Origin of the sequence: Kitasatospora sp. NPDC094019 (genome assembly GCF_044764505.1) — a bacterium.
In the GTDB taxonomy this organism is placed as follows: domain Bacteria; phylum Actinomycetota; class Actinomycetes; order Streptomycetales; family Streptomycetaceae; genus Kitasatospora.
The window spans coordinates 156,894-178,957 of sequence record NZ_JBIWIF010000004.1 but is presented as its reverse complement, the minus strand read 5'-3'; the positions used below and the strand labels follow the sequence as shown (position 1 = coordinate 178,957).

18 protein-coding genes are annotated in these 22,064 nt (G+C 73.0%); 8 read left to right on the top strand and 10 right to left on the bottom strand.

The features are described from left to right. Positions 1–45: 45 nt before the first annotated feature. The gene (locus ACIQ9P_RS10920; RefSeq protein ID WP_402353902.1) at positions 46–1,467 is read right to left on the bottom strand and encodes a CCA tRNA nucleotidyltransferase; all 1,422 of its coding nucleotides are present in this window, start codon (positions 1,465–1,467) and stop codon (positions 46–48) included. A gap of 380 nt (positions 1,468–1,847) precedes the next feature. Here ACIQ9P_RS10920 and ACIQ9P_RS10915 point away from each other — a divergent pair, with 380 nt between their 5' ends. The 7 genes from ACIQ9P_RS10915 (at position 1,848) to trxA (ending at position 12,637) form a co-directional block, all read left to right on the top strand. Next, positions 1,848–4,337: a DUF6049 family protein gene (locus ACIQ9P_RS10915; protein ID WP_402353129.1), complete on the top strand. Its 2,490-nt coding sequence runs from the start codon at positions 1,848–1,850 to the stop codon at positions 4,335–4,337. Between the two features lie 56 nt (positions 4,338–4,393). After that, positions 4,394–6,931: a murein biosynthesis integral membrane protein MurJ gene (gene murJ / locus ACIQ9P_RS10910; protein ID WP_402353126.1), complete on the top strand. Its 2,538-nt coding sequence runs from the start codon at positions 4,394–4,396 to the stop codon at positions 6,929–6,931. Positions 6,932–7,162: 231 nt separating this feature from the next. Continuing rightward, on the top strand, positions 7,163–9,247 hold the full coding sequence (locus tag ACIQ9P_RS10905) for a protein kinase family protein (RefSeq protein ID WP_402353123.1): 2,085 nt from the start codon (positions 7,163–7,165) through the stop codon (positions 9,245–9,247). 43 nt (positions 9,248–9,290) lie between these two features. Continuing rightward, entirely contained in the window at positions 9,291–10,028 is a 738-nt protein-coding gene (sigM, locus tag ACIQ9P_RS10900) for an RNA polymerase sigma factor SigM (protein WP_402353120.1), read from the top strand. Further along, a complete protein-coding gene (locus ACIQ9P_RS10895; protein WP_402353117.1) occupies positions 10,025–11,038 on the top strand; it encodes a zf-HC2 domain-containing protein in 1,014 nt (337 codons plus the stop codon). The genes sigM and ACIQ9P_RS10895 overlap by 4 nt, the downstream gene beginning before the upstream one ends. Before the next feature lie 173 nt (positions 11,039–11,211). After that, positions 11,212–12,177 (top strand): thioredoxin-disulfide reductase, encoded by a 966-nt coding sequence (trxB, locus tag ACIQ9P_RS10890; protein ID WP_402353114.1) that lies wholly within the window; start codon positions 11,212–11,214, stop codon positions 12,175–12,177. 133 nt (positions 12,178–12,310) lie between these two features. After that, positions 12,311–12,637: a thioredoxin gene (gene trxA, locus ACIQ9P_RS10885; protein ID WP_045938899.1), complete on the top strand. Its 327-nt coding sequence runs from the start codon at positions 12,311–12,313 to the stop codon at positions 12,635–12,637. 183 nt (positions 12,638–12,820) lie between these two features. Here trxA and ACIQ9P_RS10880 read toward each other — a convergent pair whose 3' ends face one another. The 9 genes from ACIQ9P_RS10880 to rpmH form a co-directional block, all read right to left on the bottom strand. After that, positions 12,821–13,438 (bottom strand): GNAT family N-acetyltransferase, encoded by a 618-nt coding sequence (locus tag ACIQ9P_RS10880; RefSeq protein WP_402353111.1) that lies wholly within the window; start codon positions 13,436–13,438, stop codon positions 12,821–12,823. Between the two features lie 123 nt (positions 13,439–13,561). Continuing rightward, positions 13,562–14,638 (bottom strand): ParB/RepB/Spo0J family partition protein, encoded by a 1,077-nt coding sequence (locus ACIQ9P_RS10875; protein ID WP_402353108.1) that lies wholly within the window; start codon positions 14,636–14,638, stop codon positions 13,562–13,564. Continuing rightward, positions 14,635–15,612 (bottom strand): ParA family protein, encoded by a 978-nt coding sequence (locus tag ACIQ9P_RS10870; RefSeq protein WP_094745482.1) that lies wholly within the window; start codon positions 15,610–15,612, stop codon positions 14,635–14,637. Before ACIQ9P_RS10870 ends, ACIQ9P_RS10875 begins: the two co-directional genes overlap by 4 nt. Positions 15,613–15,908: 296 nt before the next feature. Beyond that, positions 15,909–16,748 carry a 16S rRNA (guanine(527)-N(7))-methyltransferase RsmG gene (gene rsmG / locus ACIQ9P_RS10865; RefSeq protein WP_402353104.1) on the bottom strand — a complete coding sequence of 280 codons (840 nt, stop codon included), beginning with the start codon at positions 16,746–16,748 and terminating at the stop codon, positions 15,909–15,911. A gap of 175 nt (positions 16,749–16,923) precedes the next feature. Beyond that, positions 16,924–17,460: a protein jag gene (locus ACIQ9P_RS10860; protein ID WP_402353101.1), complete on the bottom strand. Its 537-nt coding sequence runs from the start codon at positions 17,458–17,460 to the stop codon at positions 16,924–16,926. Positions 17,461–17,544: 84 nt separating this feature from the next. Then, complete coding sequence (gene yidC, locus ACIQ9P_RS10855) at positions 17,545–18,720, bottom strand: membrane protein insertase YidC (protein ID WP_402353098.1); 1,176 nt, start codon at positions 18,718–18,720, stop codon at positions 17,545–17,547. Next, complete coding sequence (gene yidD / locus ACIQ9P_RS10850) at positions 18,717–19,088, bottom strand: membrane protein insertion efficiency factor YidD (RefSeq protein ID WP_045938903.1); 372 nt, start codon at positions 19,086–19,088, stop codon at positions 18,717–18,719. Before yidD ends, yidC begins: the two co-directional genes overlap by 4 nt. Continuing rightward, a complete protein-coding gene (rnpA, locus tag ACIQ9P_RS10845) occupies positions 19,085–19,513 on the bottom strand; it encodes a ribonuclease P protein component (RefSeq protein ID WP_402353095.1) in 429 nt (142 codons plus the stop codon). Before rnpA ends, yidD begins: the two co-directional genes overlap by 4 nt. A gap of 18 nt (positions 19,514–19,531) precedes the next feature. Further along, positions 19,532–19,669, bottom strand: coding sequence for a 50S ribosomal protein L34 (gene rpmH / locus ACIQ9P_RS10840; protein WP_030392420.1), 138 nt, complete (start codon positions 19,667–19,669; stop codon positions 19,532–19,534). Positions 19,670–20,023: 354 nt separating this feature from the next. On the opposite strand from rpmH, the gene dnaA reads away from it, so the two are divergent. Next, positions 20,024–21,946, top strand: a complete 1,923-nt coding sequence (gene dnaA, locus ACIQ9P_RS10835) for a chromosomal replication initiator protein DnaA (protein WP_402353092.1) — start codon at positions 20,024–20,026, stop codon at positions 21,944–21,946. Positions 21,947–22,064 lie beyond the last annotated feature (118 nt).

Sequence of the window (22,064 nt, the reverse complement as noted above, 5' to 3'; positions counted from 1 at the left end):
CCCCGGGGAGAACCCGGGACCACCCCTCGCCGTCACGCGCGTGCGCTACTGCTGGTCGGCCCACCAGGCGCGCAGCGCGGCGACCGCCGCCTCGTGCTCCATCGGGCCGTGCTCCAGCCGGAGCTCCAGCATGTGCTTGTACGCCTTGCCGACCGCGGGGCCGGGCTTCAGGTCGAGCAGCTCCATGATCTGGTTGCCGTCCAGCGCCGGGCGGACGGCGTCCAGCTCCTCCTGCGCCCTGAGCTCCTCGATCCGGCTCTCCAGGCCGTCGTACGTGCGGGAGAGCGCGGCCGCCTTCTTCCGGTTCCGGGTGGTGCAGTCCGAGCGGGTCAGCTTGTGCAGCCGCTCCAGCAGCGGTCCGGCGTCGGTGACGTAGCGGCGCACCGCCGAGTCGGTCCACTCGCCGCCGCCGTAGCCGTGGAAGCGCAGGTGCAGCTCGACCAGCCGCGAGACCTCCTCGGTGAGCTCCTTGGAGTACTTCAGGTCGCGCATCCGCTTGCGGGTCATCTTGGCGCCCACCACCTCGTGGTGGTGGAAGGAGACCCGGCCGTCCTGCTCGAAGCGGCGGGTGCGGGGCTTGCCGATGTCGTGCAGCAGCGCGGCCAGCCGCAGGGTGAGGTCGGGCCCCTCCCGCTCCAGGTCGACCGCCTGCTCCAGAACGGTCAGCGAGTGCTCGTAGACGTCCTTGTGGCGGTGGTGCTCGTCGTGCTCCAGCCGCAGCGCCGGCAGCTCCGGGAGCACGTGGTCGGCGAGGCCGGTGTCGACCAGCAGCCGCAGGCCCTTGACCGGGTGCGCGGCCAGCAGCAGCTTGTTCAGCTCGGCCTGCACCCGCTCGGCGGAGACGATGGTGATCCGCTCGGCCATCGCGGTCATCGCCGCGACCACCTCGGGGGCCGGCTCGAAGTCCAGCTGGGCGGCGAACCGGGCGGCCCGCATCATCCGCAGCGGGTCGTCGGAGAAGGACTCCTCGGGCGTGGCGGGAGTGCGCAGCACCCGCGCCTCCAGGTCGTCCAGACCGCGGTGCGGGTCGACGAAGCCCCGGCCCGGCAGGTCGACGGCCATCGCGTTGACCGTGAAGTCGCGGCGGACCAGGTCCTGCTCGATGGTGTCGCCGTAGCTCACCTCGGGCTTGCGGGAGGTCCGGTCGTACGCCTCGGAGCGGTAGGTGGTGATCTCGATCAGGAAGGACCCCTCCGGGGTGTCCTTGCGCGCCCCGACCGTCCCGAAGGCGATGCCGACGTCCCAGACCGCGTCGGCCCAGCCCTTGACCAGCTTCAGCACCTGTTGCGGACGCGCGTCGGTGGTGAAGTCCAGGTCGTTGCCGAGCCGGCCCAGCAGGGCGTCCCGGACCGAGCCGCCGACCAGCGCGAGCCGGTGACCGGCCGCCTGGAAGCGGCGGGCGATCTCGTCGGCGACCGGGGAGACCCGCAGCAGTTCCTGCAGGCCCAGGGTCTGCGCCTCGCTCAGGCCGGGGACGACCTGGACGGCGGAACTGGAATGATGGGTGCCGGTCGGGTGGGCGGTGGGCTCATTGGCAGTGGACACGGCTCACAAGGGTACGTGGCCCGGCGGCCCGGTCGCCCGCGTGTTTCCACCGGCTCACTCCCCGGCCCGCAACACCGCACCCCGCGCCACATCGTTACCATGCCGGTGGAACGAGTCCGGATGCACCGAGCACGGGCCGCGGTGCGGTGCGCCGTCACGGCCACCGGGGCACCGGACCGCCACATTTTCTTCACGGCTGCTCCTCACGGCGTTCCACCGCCGACGGAACATCCGCAGCAGCACGGCAGCAGCAGCAGCGATCGAGAACGGCGAGGGCGAACCCGTGAACGAGGGCGAACCGCGTGAGTGAGCCGGCACGGCACCCGGGTCCGGAGGCGGACGGGCGCCCGGGGCGGGTCCTGGGACGAACCGTCCGGCGGCTGGCGGGCGCGCTCGGCGCCGCGCTGGTGCTCGCCTCGGCGCTGCCCGGCGGATCCGCCGGCGCGGCTCCGGCCGGGGGGAACCGGCCGGTCGCCGACACGGCGGTCAGCGCCGAGCTCCCGGTGACGATGACCATCGATTCGGTGAGCAAGCCGGTCGCCGTCCAGAGCGGCACCGTGACGATCACCGGGCACGTCACCAACGCCGGCAGGTCGGTGCTGAAGTCCGCGCACGCGGCCGTCCGCCGGCCCTGGCCGAGCAAGCCGCTCACCACCCGCAGCGAGCTCGCCTCGGTGTCCTCCCGGAGCGTCCCGCTCAACGCGGACGGCATCTCGATGGACAGCCCGCAGTACGCCCTCAACGAGCTCGGCCCCGGCCAGAGCCAGCCGTACACCCTCAGCGTCGCCGTCGCCGACCTGCAGTTCTCCGGCGAGGGCGTGTACGAGCTGGCGGTGGACGTCTGGGGCGCGACCGCCGACAACCAGCGCGACCGGCCGCTGGGCATCGCCCGCAGCTACCTGCCCTACAACCCGTCCCCGGGCGACGCGCAGCCGTCCAAGGTGACCACCCTGTGGCCGCTGACGCACGCGCCGGTGCTGGCCGCCCAGACCCTCTCCGAGAACGACCAGACCGTCCCGGTGCTCCGGGACGACAGCCTGGCCACCGAGTTCGCCCCCGGCGGCCGGCTGTACGCGCTGGTCGACACGGGCGCCGCCCTGACCGGGCTGACCTGGGTGGTGGACCCGGACCTGCTGGACACCGCGTTCGCGATGACCAGGCGCTACGTGGTGCAGAAGCCGGGCACCGGGGGCAACGCGGCCAAGGACGACAACACCGTCGCCGGCACCGGCACCCCCGCCGCCATCGCCTGGCTGGAGAAGCTCCGGGCCGCCGTGGCCAAGCCGGGCAGCCAGGTGGTGGCGCTGCCGTACGCCGATCCCGACCTCGCCTCGATCGCCCACAACGCCCCCGAGCTGGAGGGCATCGACGCGGCGCTCGGCAAGGCGGCCACCGCCGGACGGCTGACCGTCGAAGGCCGGCTGTCGGTGGACACCCGGGCCGATGTCGCCTGGCCCTACCGGGGCTACCTGGACCAGCGGATCGCCGCCGTCGCCCAGCGCACCGGCAACAGCCTGATGCTGGTGAACGGCTCCAGCATGCCCGAGTCCGACGCGCTGAAGTACACCCCCTCGGCCACCCGGCAGATCGGCAACGGGCAGACCGCGCTGGTCGCCGACCAGCTGATCTCCTCGCTGTTCGAGGGGGAGCTCGCGACCCAGGAGGAGCAGACCCGGGCCGTCCAGCGCTTCCTCGCCGAGACCTTCGTGATCTCCCGCCAGGAGCCGCAGAACCCGCGCGGCCTGCTGGTGATGCCGCCGCGCGACCTCGGCGCCGGCACCGCCAAGGTGCTCGCGACCGCCCTCCAGGCCGCCCAGGAAGGCAAGTGGGTGGAGCCGGTCAAGCTGGACGCGCTCGCCCAGCTGACACCGGACCCGAAGGCGAACTCGACCGTCCCGGCCCCCACCGACTACCCGGCCCGGGCCCGCGACTCGGAGCTGTCGGCGTTCGACCTGACCACCACCACCCGGATCCAGACCGACCTGGACACACTGATGCGGGTGCTCACCCTGCCGCAGCGGGTGCGCGGCCCGTTCAGCGCCGCCATGGTCCGCTCGCTGTCCACCGAGTGGCGTACCGAGGGCCGGGCCGGGGCCGACTACCGGGAGGGCGTGAAGCGCTACCTCAAGGAGCTGACCGGCGCGGTGAAGGTGCCGCCGAAGCGGGAGATCACCTTCGCGGGCGACACCGGGGTGCTCCAGGTCAGCGTCCGCAACGACCTCACCCAGACCGTCACCAACCTCAAGCTGGTCCTCACCCCGGCCCAGCCCAACCGGCTCCGGGTCGAGCTGCCGACCGAGGAACTGGTGCTGCCCGCCTCGCAGAGCGTCACCCTGCGCTTCCCCGCCGAGGCGAAGAACAACGGGCCGGTCAGCATGACCGCCCAGCTGTACACCACCGGGCCGAACCCGCAGAAGTACGGCGAACCGGTGACCTTCACCGTCCAGGTCACCTCGGTGACCAACGGGGTGCTCTACGTCTTCGGCGGCGGTGTGCTGCTGCTCCTGCTCGCCGCGCTGCGCTTCGTCCGCCAGCGCAAGCGGCGGGTCGCGCACGGCGACGAGGGCGACGCGCCGCTCGCCCCGCAGGACGGCGGGACCGGCCCGGACGGCACCGACGGGCCGGGCCCGGGCGCGGACGGGGGCGGCCCCGGGGCCACCGCCGACGGCGGGAACGCGGACGGTCCGGGAGGCCCGGAACGGCCGGAACACGACGGAGCGGCGCGGACACCGCGCGACAGCAGCGCGGATGGCCGGGATCGGGCCACCAGTGATGAGAAGGTTGGTCCTTGACACCGCCGATACCGCCCGACTCCGGAGCGGCCTCCCCACGACAGCGAAGAGGTGACATGACCGGGCGCAGCGAGGAGCGGCCTCCGGGCCGCGGAGAGGGCCGTCCCGGGGCCGAGTCGCCGTCCGGCGACTGGTACGTGGCCGACACCTACGCCCAGGACCCGTACGCGGCCGACGCGTACCACGACGGTCCGGGCGAGCCGGACCCGTACGGTCTGCGGACCACCCCGCCCGCCGCGCCGCAGCAGCCGGTGGCCGCGTACGACGTGCCGCCGCAGTTGCCGCCCCAGGGCGGCGACTACCCGGCTCCGGTGCCGCCGTCGTCGTTCGGCCCGCCGGTGCCCCCGGTCCAGCCCGGCTGGGACACCCCCGCCGCGCGGGTGGACTGGCGGGACGACCGGCAGCAGCAGCCGGGTGTTCCGGGACCCTCGGCCGCCGCGGCCCCCGCGGCCGAGGGCTGGGGCGGGCAGCAACAGCAGCAATGGCAGCCCGGCCCGGCGCACTCCGCCTGGGACTCCGAGTCCACCGAGTACGTCGGGGTCGACTCGCTGTTCGGCGGCGCCCGGACCACGGCCGAGGCCCCGCGCCCGCCGGCCCAGCAGTCCCCCGCCCACCAGCACCCGCGGCAGCCGCAAGGTGCGCAGCCGCCGGGCCCGGCCGTCCCGCCCGCGCCGTTCCCCCCGGCCGGCGCGTACCCGGGACAGCACGCACCGCAGCACGCCCCCCAGCCCGCGTACGGCGGTCACGGCGGCCACGGTCAGGACGGCCCCCGGCCGTTCGTCCCGCCGATCGAGTTCGACCCGCCGCTCTCCGAGGAGGAGGCCACCCTCCAGGTGGCCGCGGTGCAGCTGCCTCCCGCCGTGGAGCCGCTCGCCGACCTCGTGGCCGAGGAGCAGTCCCATCCCGCGGACGCCGCCCCGGCCGCGCCCGCCGGGCCGGCCACCGGCGGCGGCAAGATCGCCTCGGTGCTGAACTCCAGCGCGATCATGGCGGCCGGCACCCTGGTCTCCCGGGGCACCGGCTTCCTGCGCACCATGGTGATCGCCGGCGCGATCGGCATCGCCGTGATGGGCGACTCCTACAACGCCGCCAACACCCTGCCGACGCTGCTGTACATCCTGATCGGCGGCGGCGCGCTGAACGCCGTCTTCGTGCCGCAGCTGGTCCGCAGCATGAAGAACGACGCGGACGGCGGGACCGCCTACGCCAACCGGCTGCTCACCCTGGTGATGGTCGGCCTGGCCGGCGTGGTCTTCCTGGCCGTGCTCGGGGCGCCCCTGCTGGTCCAGCTGATCGCCCACCCGATGATGGAGAACCCGGCCCGCGCGGACACCACCGTGGCGCTCGCCCGGTACTGCCTGCCGACCATCTTCTTCATGGGCATCCACGTCGTGATGGGACAGATCCTCAACGCCCGCGGCCGGTTCGGCGCGATGATGTGGACCCCGGTCCTCAACAACCTCGTGGTGATCTTCACCTTCGGCGCCTACATCTGGGTCTACGGCGGCTTCGACGGCACCCACGTCAAGCCGGAGACGATCACCCCCGAGGGCGTCCGGCTGCTCGGCCTCGGCACCCTGGTGGGCCTCACCGTCCAGTCCCTGGCGATGATCCCGTACCTGCGGGCGGCCGGCTTCTCTTTCCGGCCGCGCTTCGACTGGCGCGGGCACGGCCTGGGCAAGGCCGCCCGGCTGGCCAAGTGGACGTTCTTCTTCGTCCTCGCCAACCAGGCCGGCTACCTGGTCATCACCCAGCTGGCCACCGCCGCCGGCGCCGACGCCGAGACCGGCGGACACGGCGGTGTCGGCCTCGCGGCCTTCTCCAACGCGCTGCTGATCTGGCAGCTGCCGCAGGCCGTCATCACCGTCTCGATCATGAGCGCGGTGCTGCCCCGGCTGTCCCGCGCGGCCGCCGACGAGGACGCCGGCGCCGTCCGCGACGACATCTCGTACGGACTGCGCACCACCGCCGTCGCGGTCGTCCCGGCCGCGTTCCTGTTCCTGGCGCTCGGGCCGGCCATCGGCCAGTCCATCTACGCGGTGGGCGGCGGCGACACCGCGATGGACAACGCGCGCAACGTGGGCCTGATGCTCTCCGCCTTCGCCCTGGGCCTGATCCCGTACTCGGCGCAGTACGTGATGCTCCGCGGCTTCTACGCCTACGAGGACACCCGCACCCCGTTCTCCAACACCGTGTGGGTGGCCGCCTGCCAGGCCGGCTTCTCGCTGCTGTGCTGGGTGCTCCTGCCCCCGGAGTGGACGGTCACCGGGATGGCGTTCGGCTACGGCCTCGCGTACGCCATCGGGGTGACGGTCGCGGTGCCCAAGCTGAAGAAGAAGATCGGCGGGCTGGACACCAAGCGGATCGGCAAGACCTACTCCCGCCTCACGACGGCCTCCGTACCGGCCGCGGTGGTCGGTCTGGCCGTCAGCCTGGGCGTCACCGAGGTCGTCGACGGCTGGGCCGGCGCGGTGCTGACGGTCGTCCTGGCCGGCGGACTCCAGCTGGCCGTCTTCGTGATCATCGCGAAGCGGCTGCGGATCGAGGAACTCAACGCCATGCTGGGTATGGTGCGCGGCCGACTCGGCCGCTGACCCGGGGTCGGGCCGCCACCGCGCCCCGGGTCGCCCCGGGCCCGGCAGGGCGGCCCGGCGCCGGATCTGCACCACATCTCTCCACCATCGGGCAACCGCCGGGACCTTTCGGCGGTCGTACCCGGTGGAGAACAGTGGGCACAATTGTCCTGGAGCACCGGAGTCACCCGCCGATGCGCTCCAACGACTCTCTCTCAGGCCCGGGGCGACACAAGGGGAGGCAGGACCACGGTGGCTGATGGCACCAAGGCGGTCGTCGACACATCGGCAGCTGACGGGGCGGCGGACGAGGCCGCGCTCGCTGCGGCGATCGACGAACTCGCCGACGGCACGGCCCGGGCCACCGCGGCCGGCTCCCCCGTGAAGCGGGACGGGCGCACCGGCGACGGCACGGCCGCCGCCGACGACGGCGCGAAGAGCCCCGACGCGAAGAGCACCGGTCCCGGAAGCCCCGACGCGAAGAGCACCGACGCGAAGAGCACCGACGCGAAGAGCACCGGTCCGAAGGCCGCCGACGGGGAGGCCCGGACCGCGCGCCCGGCCGCGCCCGTCGCGACCGCACCGGCCCCGGGCGAGGCCGCCCCGGAGACCACCGCCCCGCTGTCGGTCTCCGAGATCGCCGCCGAACTCGCCTCGAACGACGCCCGCGCCGGCCGGACCGAACCCGCCCCGACCGCCGCGGCGCCCGCCAAACGCCCCCCGCGGGACCCGCAGCCGACCCACGACCCCCGGGACACCGCCACCCTGCCGCAGACCCTCCCCGCCCCGCAGCGGCGCAGCGGCGACATGATCGGCCACCGCTACCGGCTGGAGGAGTGCATCTCCTCCACCGAGACCTTCAGCAGCTGGCGGGCCGTCGACGAGAAGCTCCGCCGGGCGGTCGGGGTCCACCTGATGGCCTCCGGCCACCAGCGCGCCCGCAAGGTGCTGGCCGCCGCCAAGTCCGCCGCCCTGCTCGGCGACCCGCGCTTCGTCCAGGTCCTGGACGCGGTCCAGGAGGGCGAGCTGGTCTACGTGGTGCGGGAGTGGCTCCCGCACGCCTCCGACCTCGCCAAGCTGCTCAGCGACGGGCCGCTGGAGCCGCACGAGGCGTACCAGATGGTCCGCCAGGTCACCGACGCGGTGGCCACCGCCCACCGTCGCGGCCAGGCCCACCTGCGGCTCACTCCGCGCTGCGTGCTGCGCACCGACAGCGGCCAGTACCGGATCAACGGCATCGCGGTCGACGCCGCGCTGCGCGGCCTCACCGGAGAGGGCGGCGGGGAGGACGCCGAGCGCGTCGACACCAAGGCCATCGGTGCCCTGCTGTTCGCCGCCCTCACCCACCGCTGGCCCTACCCCGAGGACCGCTACGACCTCCAGGGCCTGCCCAGGAACCTCCGCGACGTGGCGCCGGACCAGGTCCGCGCCGGCGTCCACAAGGGCCTGTCCGAGCTGGCCGCCCGCGCCCTGCTCGACCACCCGCCGCACCACGCCGAGCCGATCACCACCCCCGACGGGCTGGCCCGGGCGATCGCCCTGATGCCGCGCATCCGCCAGCCCCAGCCCGAGCTCCCGGCCTTCACCAGCCCGCCGCGCCACAACACCCACGCGCTGCCGACCGCGCCCAACCCGACCCGGGTGGTCGCCGCCCCCGGCACCGCGCCGACCCCGGTGGTCGCCCCGGTGCGGCGCAGCGGACGGCGGCTGCGCACGGTGGTCAAGGTGACCGCGTGGACGGTCGCCCTCAGCGCCATCGGCGTCACCTCCTGGCAGCTGGTGGACAACCTCCGCCCCGGGAACACGGCCGTCGCCTCCCCCCAGCCCAGCTCCTCCTCCGCCACCCCGACCGCCCACACCGCCACCCACGACCCGGCACCGGTGCCGGTCAAGGAGGCGCTGTCGTACAACCCGCTGGGCGACCGGGCGGACGGCGCGGCCAGCCTCGCCAAGGCCATCGACGACGACCCGGCCAGCGAATGGCAGACCAACTGGTACAACGACGCGTTCGGGTCCAAGGGCACCAAGGAGGGCACCGGGCTGCTGCTCGACCTCGGCTCGGTGCAGACGGTCTCCAAGGTGACCCTGAAGTGGGGCACCGCCACCACCGCCGAGCTCCGGATGCCCGGCAAGAACGTCGGCAACGCGCAGAGCGCCAAGCCGGGTGAGTTCACCGTCCTGGGGAAGAAGGCGGGCACGGCGGTCGAGTACAGCCTGGACAGCCCGGTCACCACCCGCTATCTCTTGATCTGGCTGACCAACCTGTCCAAGAATCCGGACGGTCCGAACCAGGGCAAGTACCAGGCTTTCCTCGGCGACGTGAAGGTCTTCGGCTGACCCGCCGCCGGTGGCGGCGGGGCACGAACGGCGAGGGGTGGACGTGGCGCAGGACGGACCGGAGCGGGCCGACGACGACGCCGCGCTCCTCGCCCGGCACGTCGGCGGCGACCGGGAGGCTTTCGGACTGCTGGTGAACCGCCACCGGGACCGGCTCTGGGCCGTCGCCCTGCGCACCCTCGGCGACCGCGAGGAGGCCGCCGACGCCCTCCAGGACGCCCTGGTCTCCGCCTTCCGCTCCGCCCACACCTTCCAGGGCCGGTCGGCCGTCACGACCTGGCTGCACCGGATCGTGGTCAACGCCTGTCTGGACCGCGCCCGCCGGGCGGCCACCCGCCGGACCAAGCCGCTGGACGACGATCCGCAGCGGCTGGACGCCCTGGTCGGCTCGGCCGAACCGGCCGACTCCCCGGTGGTGCGCGCCGAGGTGCACCGCGAGCTGTCCGCCGCGCTCGCCGAGCTTCCCGTCGAGCAGCGGGCCGCCCTGGTCCTGGTCGACATGCAGGGCTATCCGGTCGCCGAGGCGGCCGATCTGCTGGGGGTGCCGGTGGGCACGGTGAAGAGCCGCTGCGCCCGGGGGCGGGCCCGGCTGCTGCCGCTCGTCCGGCACCTGCGCGAGGAGTCGGCCCCGGAGCCGCGGGGGAGCGGTGTTTCACGTGAAACACCGCCTGCGGGCACCGCCTCCCGACCGCCCGGGAACCCACCGGGGGGCCGGACCGTCACAGGGACAGCCCCGGATCCAGCCCGGCCGATTCTGGAAGGAGATGCGAGCACGCGATGACGACACCGCCCTCCTCCTCCGACCCCTCCGCCGGACCGCACGCCTCGGTCGGACCGCACCCCTCGGTCGACGAGCTGGCCGACCTCGCCGAGGACCTGCTCGACCCCGCCGGGGCCGAGGCGCTCCGGGAGCACCTGGCCGGCTGCGCCGACTGCCGGGAGACCGTCGACGCGCTCACCGAAGTGCGGACGCTGCTCGGCGGCACCGAGCCCCCGGCCCTGCCGGCCGATGTCGCCGCCCGGATCGACGCCGCCCTCGCGGCCGAGGCGGCGACCGCCGTGCCCGCGGCGAGCGGGCCGGCCGCCACGCCCACCGCCGCGCCGACCGCCACGCCCACCGTCCCCGCGGCGGTCGGCGAAGCGCGTCCGGCCGACGCGCCGCCGAAGGCTCCGCCGGCCCGCCCCGCCGCCGCCACCGGCCCGGGACGGACCCGTCGGCGCCGACGGGCGCTGCTGCTCGGCTCGGCCGCCGCGCTGCTCGTCCTCGGCCTCGGGGGCGCCTTCCTGTCCCTGTCCTCCCCGTCCGGGCGGCAGGACCTCAGCACCACCGCCGGGGCGCCCGCCACCCCCGCCGCCGGCACCGCCGCGCCGGAGAGCTCCTCCGCCGGGGCCAAGACCGACCGTTCCGCCGGCGGCACGGTCTACCAGGACGACCTGCTCCCCGCCCAGGTCGGGCAGCTGCTGGCCACGACGGGCACCGCCCGCCCGGTCAAGCCCTCCGCGGGTCCCGGTTCGGGCCCCGCCGCCACCGACCCCCCGGACACCCCCGGAGCCACCGCCGTACCGCCCGCGGAGGGCGGCCAGGGCCTCGCCGGCGGCAACCGCTCCACTCCGGCCTGCCCGCCCCCCAGTGCCGCCGCCCTGCTGGCCACCGAGCGGGGCAGCTACGCCGGCGCGGCCGCGGACCTCCTGGTGTACGCCCTGCCGGACCGTCCCGAGCTGGTCGACGTCTACCTCCGCGCCCCCGACTGCGGGCCGGTGCTGCGCCATCTGACCGTCCCCGCGCCCTGACCGGTGGTTCCCCCGCGATCCATGGCCCGGGCCGCGCGACACTCCCGGAGTGCGGTTGCCTGGTACTGATCCTCCTGGGAATGCGGGACACTGGTCAGTCGTTGTCCCGGGCGGCGGAGCAGGACCGCCCTCCCCGCAGCAAACGCGGGTCGCGATGCGAACCAGGAGATGCAGTGAGCGACGTCCGTAACGTGATCATCATCGGCTCCGGCCCCGCCGGGTACACCGCCGCGCTCTACACGGCCCGCGCCTCCCTCAAGCCCCTGGTCTTCGAGGGGGCCGTCACCGCCGGCGGCGCGCTGATGAACACCACCGAGGTCGAGAACTTCCCGGGCTTCCGGGACGGCATCATGGGCCCCGAGCTGATGGACAACATGCGGGCCCAGGCCGAGCGCTTCGGCGCCGAGCTGATCCCCGACGACATCGTCTCGGTCGACCTCACCGGCGACATCAAGACCGTGACCGACTCCGAGGGCAACGTCCACCGGGCCCGCGCGGTGATCGTCACCACCGGCTCCCAGCACCGCAAGCTGGAGCTGCCGAACGAAGACAAGCTGTCCGGCCGGGGTGTCTCCTGGTGCGCCACCTGCGACGGCTTCTTCTTCCGGGACCAGGACATCGCGGTGGTCGGCGGCGGCGACACCGCCCTGGAGGAGGCGACCTTCCTCTCCCGCTTCGCCCGCAGCGTCAAGGTCATCCACCGCCGGGACACCCTGCGCGCCTCCAAGGCGATGCAGGAGCGCGCCTTCGCGGACGAGAAGATCAGCTTCGAGTGGGACAGCGCGGTCGAGGCCATCCACGGCGACCCGAAGCTGTCCGGTGTCACCCTGCGCGACACCACCACCGGCGAGACCCGCGAGCTCCCGGTCACCGGCCTCTTCATCGCGATCGGCCACGACCCGCGCACCGAGCTCTTCAAGGGCCAGCTGGAGCTCGACGCCGAGGGCTACCTCAAGGTCGAGGCCCCCTCCACCCGCACCAACATCCCGGGTGTCTTCGCCGCCGGCGACGTCGTCGACCACACCTACCGCCAGGCCATCACCGCCTCCGGCACCGGCTGCTCCGCCGCCCTGGACGCCGAGCGCTACCTGGCCTCGCTGGCCGACCTGGAGGCCCAGGCCGCCACCGTGGCGGTCTGACCCGAACCGCTCCACCGTCCGGATGGATGTGTTCCACGTGGAACACATCCGCCCCGCCGGGACGAAACAGATCCGCCCCGTGCGGTGTTGTAGACCTGGCAGCCCCTCTCCCGCTTGACCCTTAGGAGTGACCGTGGCCGGCGCCACCACCACCGTTACCGACGCGACGTTCGACGCGGACGTCCTCAAGAGCGACAAGCCCGTCCTGGTCGACTTCTGGGCCGAATGGTGCGGCCCGTGCCGTCAGGTCGCCCCGGTCCTGGAGGAGATCGCGGCCGAGCACGGCGACAAGCTCACCATCGCCAAGCTCGACGTCGACGCGAACCAGCAGACCGCCGCGACGTACAACGTGATTTCCATCCCGACCCTGATCCTCTACAAGAACGGCGAGCCGGTGAAGCAGATCACCGGTGCCCGTCCGAAGGCCGCGCTGCTGCGCGAGCTGGACGGCCTGATCTAGGTCCGTCCCCCGGAACGCCACGAGGGCGGGACTCCCCACCGGGAGTCCCGCCCTCGTCCGTTGTCCCCGCTGTTGTCCGCGCCGTTCTGTCGTCCGCGCCGTTCTGTCGTCCGCACCGTTCGCCCCGCTGCTGCCCCGCCGCCGTCCCCGCCCGACCGCGCTTCCACCCGGGCCCGGGCCCGCTCAGAACGGCCGCAGTGCCGGCTCCTTCCGGGCGCCGCCCAGCAGCCGCTCCAGCGCCCCTTCGACGTCCCCCCGCCAGGAGAGCGTGGTCCGCGCCTCCAGCCGCAGCCGCGGGTACCGGTGGTGCGGGCGGACCGTCTTGAAGCCCACCGCCAGCAGGTGCTCGGCCGGCAGCACGCAGCTGACCGGCTGCCGCCCCACCGCCCCGAACGCCTCGATCGCCCGGAACCCCCGGCCCAGCAGGTCCTTGGCCACCGTCTGCACCAGCACCCGGCCGATCCCCTGCCGCTGGAAGCCCGGCAGCACCCGGCTGACCATCAGCTGAACGGCGTCCGAGGCCACCGGACTGGTCGGGAAGGACTGCGAACGCGGCACGTACGCGGGCGGGGCGTAGAGCACGAAACCGGCGGGCTGCTCGTCCACGTAGACCACCCGGCCGCAGGACCCCCACTCCAGCAGGACCGCGGAGATCCACCCCTCCTTGTCCGCCTCGGGCTTGCCCGACTCCACCGCCGCCCGGCCGCTGACCGGGTCCAGCTCCCAGAACACGCAGGAGCGGCAGGTCGACGGCAGGTCCGCGAGGTTGTCCAGCGTCAGCGCAACGATCCGGCGTCCCATGCCCCGCACCTCCTCGTCCACTCCACAGTCGAGCATTCCCCCCGAACGCCGATGGGTGCATGTTTCACGTGAAACAGCGCCCACGTGGAACATGCACCCACCGCGTACCGCGATCGGCCCGGCTCAGCCCTGCGACAGCCGCAGTCCGTCCTCACCGGGCGCGAGGCTGTCCAGGATCCGGTTGAGGTCCTCCACGGAGCCGAACTCCAGCACCACCTTGCCCTTGCCGAGCTTGCCCGCGCGCTGCGACACCTCGACCTTCACCCGGGTCTCGAAGCGGTCCGAGAGCCGGCTCGCCAGATCGTTGAAGGCCGGCGAGAGGATCTTCCCGGCCTTGGGCGCCTGGCGCTTGGGCCGCTCCTCCCGCTCCATCAGCTTGACGATCTCCTCGGTGGTCCGCACCGAGAGGCCCTCCTCGACGATCCGCCTGGCCAGCTTCTCCTGGCGCTCGGCGTCCGGCGCCCCGAGCAGCGCCCGGGCGTGGCCCGCGGTCAGCACGCCCGAGGCCACCCGTCGCTGCACCGGCGGCGGCAGCTTCAACAGCCGCAGGGTGTTGGACACGTGCGAACGCGAGCGCCCGATCCGGTCCGCCAGCTCGTCATGGGTGCAGGAGAAGTCCCGCAACAGCTGGTCGTAGGCGGCCGCCTCCTCCAGCGGGTTGAGCTCCGCCCGGTGCAGGTTCTCCAGCAGGGCGTCCAGCAGCAGCTTGTCGTCCTCGGTGGCGCGGACGATCGCCGGGATCTGCTCCAGCCCGGCCTCCCGGGAGGCCCGCCAGCGCCGCTCGCCCATGATGAGCTCGAAGCGCCCCGGCGCGGACTGGCGCACCACCACCGGCTGGAGCAGGCCCACCTCCTTGATCGAGGCGACCAGCTGGGCCAGCTTGTCCTCGTCGAACACCTCGCGCGGCTGGCGCGGATTGGGGGTGATCGCGTCCAGCGGGAGTTCGGCGAAGTAGGCACCCTCCACCCGGGCGAGCTCCGCCTCGGCGGCGGCCTGCTCCCGCAGGCTCTCCGCGGCCGCCCTGGCCGCCAGCGTGCCCCGGCCCGAGGGCAGCGTCGGCACCGCGGTGGGCGACGCCGCACCGCCCTGGACCACCGGGGCCGTCGCGGTCTGCGCCGTGCCCCCGGACCCTCCGACCGGCGGGGCCACCGGGGAGATCAGCGCCCCGAGTCCTCGTCCCAGACCCCTGCGACCACTCACCGATTGCCCTCCGTCGTACCGTGCTGTGCCACCGGGGCGCCCTGCTGCCCCGAACCGTCCCGCTGCTGCCCCACCAACGAGCCGCCGCCCGCCGCCGGCACCGCCCGCAGCGCCAGCTCCCGGGCGGCCTCCAGGTAGGAGAGCGCTCCGGTGGAGCCGGGGTCGTAGGTGAGCACCGTCTGACCGTAGCTGGGTGCCTCCGAGATCCGGACCGAGCGCGGGATCGCGGTGTGCAGCACCTCCTGCGGGAAGTGCGTCCGGACCTCCTCCGCCACCTGGGCGGCCAGCCTGGTCCGGGCGTCGTACATGGTGAGCAGGATGGTGGAGACGTGCAGCGCCGGGTTGAGGTGCGCCCGGACCAGCTCCACATTGCGCAGCAGCTGGCCGAGGCCCTCCAGCGCGTAGTACTCGCACTGGATCGGGATCAGCACCTCCTGGCCGGCGACCAGGGCGTTGACCGTCAGCAGGCCCAGCGAGGGCGGGCAGTCGATCAGGATGTAGTCCAGCGGCTGCTCGTACGCGGCGATGGCCCGCTGCAGCCGGCTCTCCCGGGCCACCAGCGACACCAGCTCGATCTCCGCGCCGGCCAGGTCGATGGTCGCGGGGACGCAGAACAGCCCCTCGACCTCGACCACCGGCTGCACCACGTCGGCCAGCGGCTTGCCCTCCACCAGCACGTCGTAGATCGAGGGCACCTCGGCGTGGTGGTCGATGCCGAGCGCGGTCGAGGCGTTGCCCTGCGGGTCGAGGTCGACCACCAGGACCCGCAGCCCGTGCATGGCCAACGAGGCGGCGAGGTTGACGGTGGTGGTGGTCTTGCCCACCCCGCCCTTCTGGTTGGCCACCACCATCACCCGGGTGGCGGCGGGCCGGGGCAGTCCTTCGCCCGCTCGGCCGATGGCCTGGACCGCAGCCTGGGCGGCACGCGCGATGGGCGTGTCATCGATCTGGTCGATGGTCTCCGAGTCCTGCATGGGGCTCAGTGTTTCACGTGAAACCGGAGCGGCAACAGTCACCGCCCGGCTGCGCGCGAGGATTCCCGAGAGCAGAGAGCGACGTTTCACGTGAAACACCATGCCCGCAATGTCGGAATTCTGACGATGCGACACTCCGGTGAATCCCATGTCGTCCTGGCGGCCGCCCTCCCGTCACCGGGACGCCGGACAGCGCCCGACGACGGCCGGGGCGGCCGGGGCGGCCGGGGCGGCCGGGAACCACAACGGGTGGGTGGTCCGAGGACCACCCACCCGTGTCGCGTCACTCCGGCGTGTCAGCGCGGACGCCGCCGGGGGTTGCGGGCGCGGTCGCCGCCGCGGACCGCGCCACCGGCCCGGCCGGCCCTGGCCGCCGCCTTGGCCCGACGGGTCGCCGCCCGCACACCGCCCGGGCTCTCGCCCACCTTGACCTGGATCACCCGGGTCGAGGTCTCCAGGGTGCCGTCACCGACCGAGATCACCGACCACTCCACCCCGCCGAGCTTCGCCAGCCCGGCCCGCGAGTCGGCGAGCTCCTGCTCCGCGCTGTCGCCCTTGAGCGCCAGCATCTGGCCGTGCGGCCGCAGCAGCGGGAGGCCCCAGCCGGCCAGCCGCTCCAGCGGCGCCACCGCGCGGGCCGTCACCACGTCCACCGCGACCTTGCCGACCATCTCCTCGGCCCGGCCGCGGAGTACGGTGACGTTCTCCAGGCCGAGCTCGCGGACCACCTCCTCCAGGAACGTGGTCCGGCGCAGCAGCGGCTCCAGCAGGGTCACCGAGACGTCCGGGCGGGCCAGCGCCACCGGGATGCCGGGCAGTCCGGCGCCGGAGCCGACGTCGCAGAGCGTCGTCCCGGCCGGCAGCAGCTCGGCCAGCACCGCGCAGTTCAGCACATGGCGGTCCCAGAGCCGGGGCACCTCGCGCGGGCCGATCAGTCCCCGGGTCACGCCCTCGGTGGCCAGCAGCTCGGTGTAGCGGACGGCGGCGTCGAACCGCTCGCCGAAGACCTCCCGGGCGACGGCCGGCGGGGCGGGCGGCGGCTCGACCGCCGGCCGCCCACCGGCGGACGCGCTCCCGGCTTCCGGACCACCGGCCCCCGTCTCCGGCTCTCCGGCAGGCACGCTCTCCGTGTCCATCTCGACCTCTCCGCTCCCCGGATCCACCGACCCGCTCCTGCACCGTTTCACGTGAAACATCTCTCGCCGGGGCGACGCCCCGCGAAGGGACGACGACCCCGCCCGCACGTGGCGGACGGGGTCGGGTCCTCGTGTCGCTTGCCGGCCGCCCGGGCGGCCGACGGTCGTGCCGCCGTCAGGCCGGCAGCACGACCACGCAACGCTGGGGCTCCTCGCCCTCCGACTCACTGCGCAGACCGGCCGCGGCCACCGCGTCGTGGACGACCTTGCGCTCGAACGGGGTCATCGGACGCAGCTTGACCTGCTCCCCGGAGCCCTTCACCTGCTCCGCGGCCTGGGACCCGAGGGTCGCCAGTTCCGTGCGCTTGCGGGCCCGGAAGCCGGCGATGTCCAGCATGAGGCGGCTGCGCTCGCCGGTCTCCCGGTGGACGGCCAACCGGGTCAGCTCCTGCAGCGCCTCCAGCACCTCGCCGTCCTGGCCGACCAGCCGATGCAGGGCCCGGTCGTTGCCGTCGCTGACGATGGAGACCAGGGCACGGTCGCCCTCGACGTCCATGTCGATGTCACCGTCGAGGTCCGCGATGTCGAGCAGACCCTCCAGGTAGTCCGCCGCGATGTCGCCCTCCTGCTCCAGGCGGGCGACGATGTTCTCGTCGGCGCCGGGGGCGGCCTCGGCCTCGGCCTCGACGGCGGAGGTGGTGCCTTCCGTCACTGATGGACTCCTTCGGAGATGGGCCCGGGTGGTGGGCCGGTAACGAGGTTCAGGGGGCCGCGGAGGCGGTCCGGACCGGGCCGGTCACTTCTTCTTCGGCCGCTGCCCGCCGCGCTTGGGCTGCTGTCGGCCGCCCTGCTGACGGGTCGCGGCCGGCTTCGCGGCGGCCGGACGGGCCGCGGTCTGCTTGGCGGCACCGGCCGTGCCGGCGGCAGTCGTGTCGACGGCGTCGGTCGGGTCCGCGGACACCGCGTCCGCGGGCTGCTCGGCCGGGGCGTCCTTGGTCAGGCTCGCCGGCTGGCCGGCGCCGTGCTGGCGCTGCGACTTGGTCTGCTTCCGCGGCTGCTGGCGGCGCACCTGCACCGACTCCTCCACCACGGCCTCGGCCGTCGCGGCCGACTTCTTCGCCGGCAGCAGCCCCCAGAGCGGGCCCTGGATGACCGAGCCGTCCGGGTTCAGCCGGCCCTGCTTCTTCAGCCGGTCCTGGCGCTCGTCCCACGCCTTGCTGCCCGGTGTCGGGTTGTTGCGGATGACGATCAGCTGCTGGCCCATCGACCAGACGTTGGTGGTCAGCCAGTAGACCAGGACACCGACGGGGAAGTTGATGCCCATCACGGCGAACATGATCGGGAAGACGTACATCAGCATCTTCTGCTGCTGCATGAACGGCGTCTTCACGGTGAGGTCGATGTTCTTCGTCATCAGCTGGCGCTGGGTGATGAACTGCGAGAGCGACATCATGACGATCATCACGGCGACGACGATCTTGACGCTGACCTCGCTGCTGCCGACGAAGGTCGCCGAGAGCGGGGCACCGAAGATGTGGGCCTGCTGGGCGCTGTCCAGCAGGGTGCCGTCGATCACGCCGATCGGCTTGCCGTCGGCGACCTTGGCCAGCACGCCGTAGAGCGCGGTGAAGAACGGCGCCTGCACGATGATGGGAAGGCAGCTGGAGAACGGGTTGGTACCCGCCTCCTTGTACAGCTTCATCATCTCTTCGGACTGGCGCTGGCGGTCGTTCTTGTACCGCTCCTGGATGGCCTTCATCTTCGGCTGGATCGCCTGCATGGCCCGGGTCGCCTTGATCTGCTTCACGAAGAGCGGGATCAGGCAGATCCGGATGACGACCACCATCGAGGCGATGGCCAGACCCCAGGCCCAGCCACCGTTCGGATCGAAGACGTGGCTGTACAGCGAGTGGAACTGGACGATGATCCAGGACACCGCTGTGTACAGGGGGTTGAGGAAGGAGAAGGTCACCGGTCAGGCTCCTTGGACATTGGGATCGGCCCCACAGGGCCAATGGTCGCCGGGCCCTCTGGGTCCGGACCGGCGGGGGGCATGATCACCGGCTGGTCGGCGGCGGACCGGCCCTTCAGCCGGTCCCGCAGCCGGCGGTGCCACACCGGATGCTTGCGCGGCGGGACATGGTCGACCCCACCGGGCGTCCATGGATTGCAGCGCAGAATGCGCCACACGGTCAGTGCGCCGCCCTTCACCGCTCCATGCGTTCGCACGGCCTCGAAGCCGTAGTGCGAACAGGAGGGGTAATAGCGGCACACCGGACCGAGCAGTGGGCTGATGGTCCACTGGTAGACCCTGATCAGACCCATCAGCAGGTACTTCATCGACCTGCTCCCATCGGCGCCGAAACAGCATGCTCGGCCTTGAGCAGCCGTTTGAGCGCCGCGTCCAGGTCACGTTCGAGTTCCTGGTACGAGGCGGACGCGGCCGGAGGCAGCGCACGCACCACTATCAGGCTACCGGCGGGCAGCCGGGACAGACGATCACGCACAAGGTGACGCAACCGGCGCTTGACCAGATTGCGGGTGACCGCCGGGCCGACGGCCTTGCTCACGACGAAACCCGCACGCGCCGAAGGAGTCCCCTCGGCGACGTGCGGGCTGGTGTCGCTGGTCCGGTCGGTGTGCTCCCCGGAGGCGTCCTCTCTGGCGAGATGGACGACCAGCAAGGGCTTACCGGCCCGACGACCGCGTTTGACCGCGGTCGCGAAGTCCTGGCGCCGCCGCAGCCGATTCTCGGAGGGCAGCACAGCAGACTCTGGTGCGGATCAGGCGGACAGGCTGGTGCGGCCCTTGCCACGGCGGGCAGCCAGGATGGCGCGGCCGGCGCGGGTACGCATCCGCAGCCGGAAGCCGTGGGTCTTCGCGCGACGACGGTTGTTCGGCTGGAAGGTGCGCTTGCTCACTCGGGGGCTCCTGAGGTGAATCGTAGGATGACGAGCCGATCGCTTGGCCGTCACCGTGCGTCCGCGTGATCTCCCCGATTTCGGAAATCCGGCCCATCACCCCAGTTCGGCTGGGGTTTGAGGCAATCCACGGCGCCCGTGCTGCGCGCCTTATGGAGCGGGTGGACCCGCGGACATGCGGCAGCGGCCATCGACAACTCGACCTGGTTACGGTACGCGGGACGGGGCACGAGGGTCAAACCGGCCGCCCGGAGCCGGTTTGCCCACAGGCTGTGGACAACGACTTGATCCGGCTCTGTTCGCTGACTACCGTTGCAGGACTTGTCTGGTTTGTTCATTGGAAAGCGTGCACCAGTGGCTGATGTCAACAGCGACCTCGTCCCGGTCTGGGCGAGAGTCGTCGAGCGCCTGGTCACAGACCCGGACATCGGGGAGATGGACAAACAGTGGGTGCAGCGCACCCAGCCGATGTGGATGATGCACGACACCGCCCTGCTGGCGGCCCCGAACGAGCGGGCCAAGCAGGTGCTGGAGGGTCGGCTGCTGCCGCAGCTGGCCGAGGCGCTCTCCCGCGAGCTGGGCCGCCCGGTGCGGATCGCCGTGATGGTGGACGCCAACGCGATGCCCACCGCCCAGGCACCCGTGGAGCCGTACCCGTCCGGGCACGACCACGACGACCACGACGGGCCGGAGACCGACGACCGGCACCCGCACGACGACCGGCACGGACGCGACGACCGCCGCGGCCAGGACGACCGCCGCGGGCAGGACGACCGGCACCCCCGCGAGGACCGCCGTGACGACCGCCGCGGACACGACGAGGGCCACTACGGCGGCCCGGGCTACCAGCGCCCCTACGAGTCGGAATACGACCGGCCCCGCTACGACACCGGCGGCTACGAGCAGCGCCCCGCGCCCTACGGCGCCCCGGCGGCCGGCCCGGCCTGGCCCGGCTACCAGGAGCAGCCGCCCGGCTACCGCGAGCCCGACGAGCAGATGGACCGGCCCGCGCCGAGGGCCCTGCCCCCGTCCTCGACCACCCAGGGCGACCTGTTCGGCGGCGCCTACGGCCCCGGCCCCGGCGAGCACCCCCGGACCGCCTCCGGCCGCCGAGGCCCGGGCGGCCGCCCCGCCGGGCGTCCCGCGGACAAGGGTCCCGAGCGCGCCACCGACCGGCCGGCCGTCCCCGGGGTCCCCCCGCCGCCCGGCGCACCGCCCGCCGGCGGGTCCCGCAAGGACGAGCCGGCCGCCCGGCTGAACCCCAAGTACCTGTTCGACACCTTCGTCATCGGCGCCAGCAACCGCTTCGCGCACGCGGCGGCGGTGGCGGTCGCCGAGGCCCCGGCCAAGGCGTACAACCCGCTCTTCATCTACGGCGAGTCCGGGCTGGGCAAGACCCACCTGCTGCACGCCATCGGGCACTACTCGCGCAGCCTCTTCCCGGGCACCCGGGTGCGGTACGTGTCCTCCGAGGAGTTCACCAACGAGTTCATCAACTCGATCCGGGACGGCAAGGCGGACACCTTCCGCAAGCGCTACCGGGACATGGACATCCTGCTCGTGGACGACGTGCAGTTCCTGGCGAGCAAGGAGTCCACGCAGGAGGAGTTCTTCCACACCTTCAACACCCTGCACAACGCGAACAAGCAGATCGTGCTCTCCTCCGACCGGCCGCCGAAGCTGCTGACCACGCTGGAGGACCGGCTGCGCAACCGCTTCGAGTGGGGACTCATCACCGACGTCACCCCGCCGGAGCTGGAGACCCGGATCGCGATCCTGCGCAAGAAGGCGATCCAGGAGCAACTCAACGCCCCGGCCGACGTGTTGGAGTTCATCGCGTCCCGGATCACCCGGAACATCCGGGAGCTGGAGGGGGCGCTGATCCGGGTCACCGCGTTCGCGAACCTCAACCGGGCGCCGGTCGACCTGGAGCTGGCCGGGATCGTCCTCAAGGACCTCATCCCCGGCGGCGACGAGGACGCCGGGCCGGAGATCACCGCCCAGGTGATCATGCAGCAGACCGCGGCCTACTTCGGCCTCGGCGTGGACGACCTCTGCGGATCCTCCCGCAGCCGGGTGCTGGTGACGGCCCGCCAGATCGCCATGTACCTCTGCCGCGAGCTGACCGACCTCTCACTGCCGAAGATCGGCGCGCAGTTCGGCGGCCGCGACCACACCACGGTGATGCACGCGGACCGCAAGATCCGCTCGCTGATGGCCGAGCGGCGCTCGATCTACAACCAGGTCACCGAGCTCACCAACCGCATCAAGAGCTGACTTCCCGGCCCGTCCGCGGGATGCGGCGGGCTGCGGGCGCGGATGGCCGGAAAAGGGCGTCAGGAGCGATCCTGACGCCCTTTCGGCATATCCACAGGTGTGCGCGGCGGGCCCGCGG

Coding starts and splice junctions, on each gene's coding strand:
- ACIQ9P_RS10880 (WP_402353111.1), bottom strand. CDS start 13,438: ATGGGACGCCGGATCGTTGCGCTGACGCTGGACAACCTCGCGGACCTG.
- ACIQ9P_RS10870 (WP_094745482.1), bottom strand. CDS start 15,612: ATGCAGGACTCGGAGACCATCGACCAGATCGATGACACGCCCATCGCG.
- yidD (WP_045938903.1), bottom strand. CDS start 19,088: ATGAAGTACCTGCTGATGGGTCTGATCAGGGTCTACCAGTGGACCATC.
- murJ (WP_402353126.1), top strand. CDS start 4,394: ATGACCGGGCGCAGCGAGGAGCGGCCTCCGGGCCGCGGAGAGGGCCGT.
- ACIQ9P_RS10895 (WP_402353117.1), top strand. CDS start 10,025: ATGACGACACCGCCCTCCTCCTCCGACCCCTCCGCCGGACCGCACGCC.
- rsmG (WP_402353104.1), bottom strand. CDS start 16,748: ATGGACACGGAGAGCGTGCCTGCCGGAGAGCCGGAGACGGGGGCCGGT.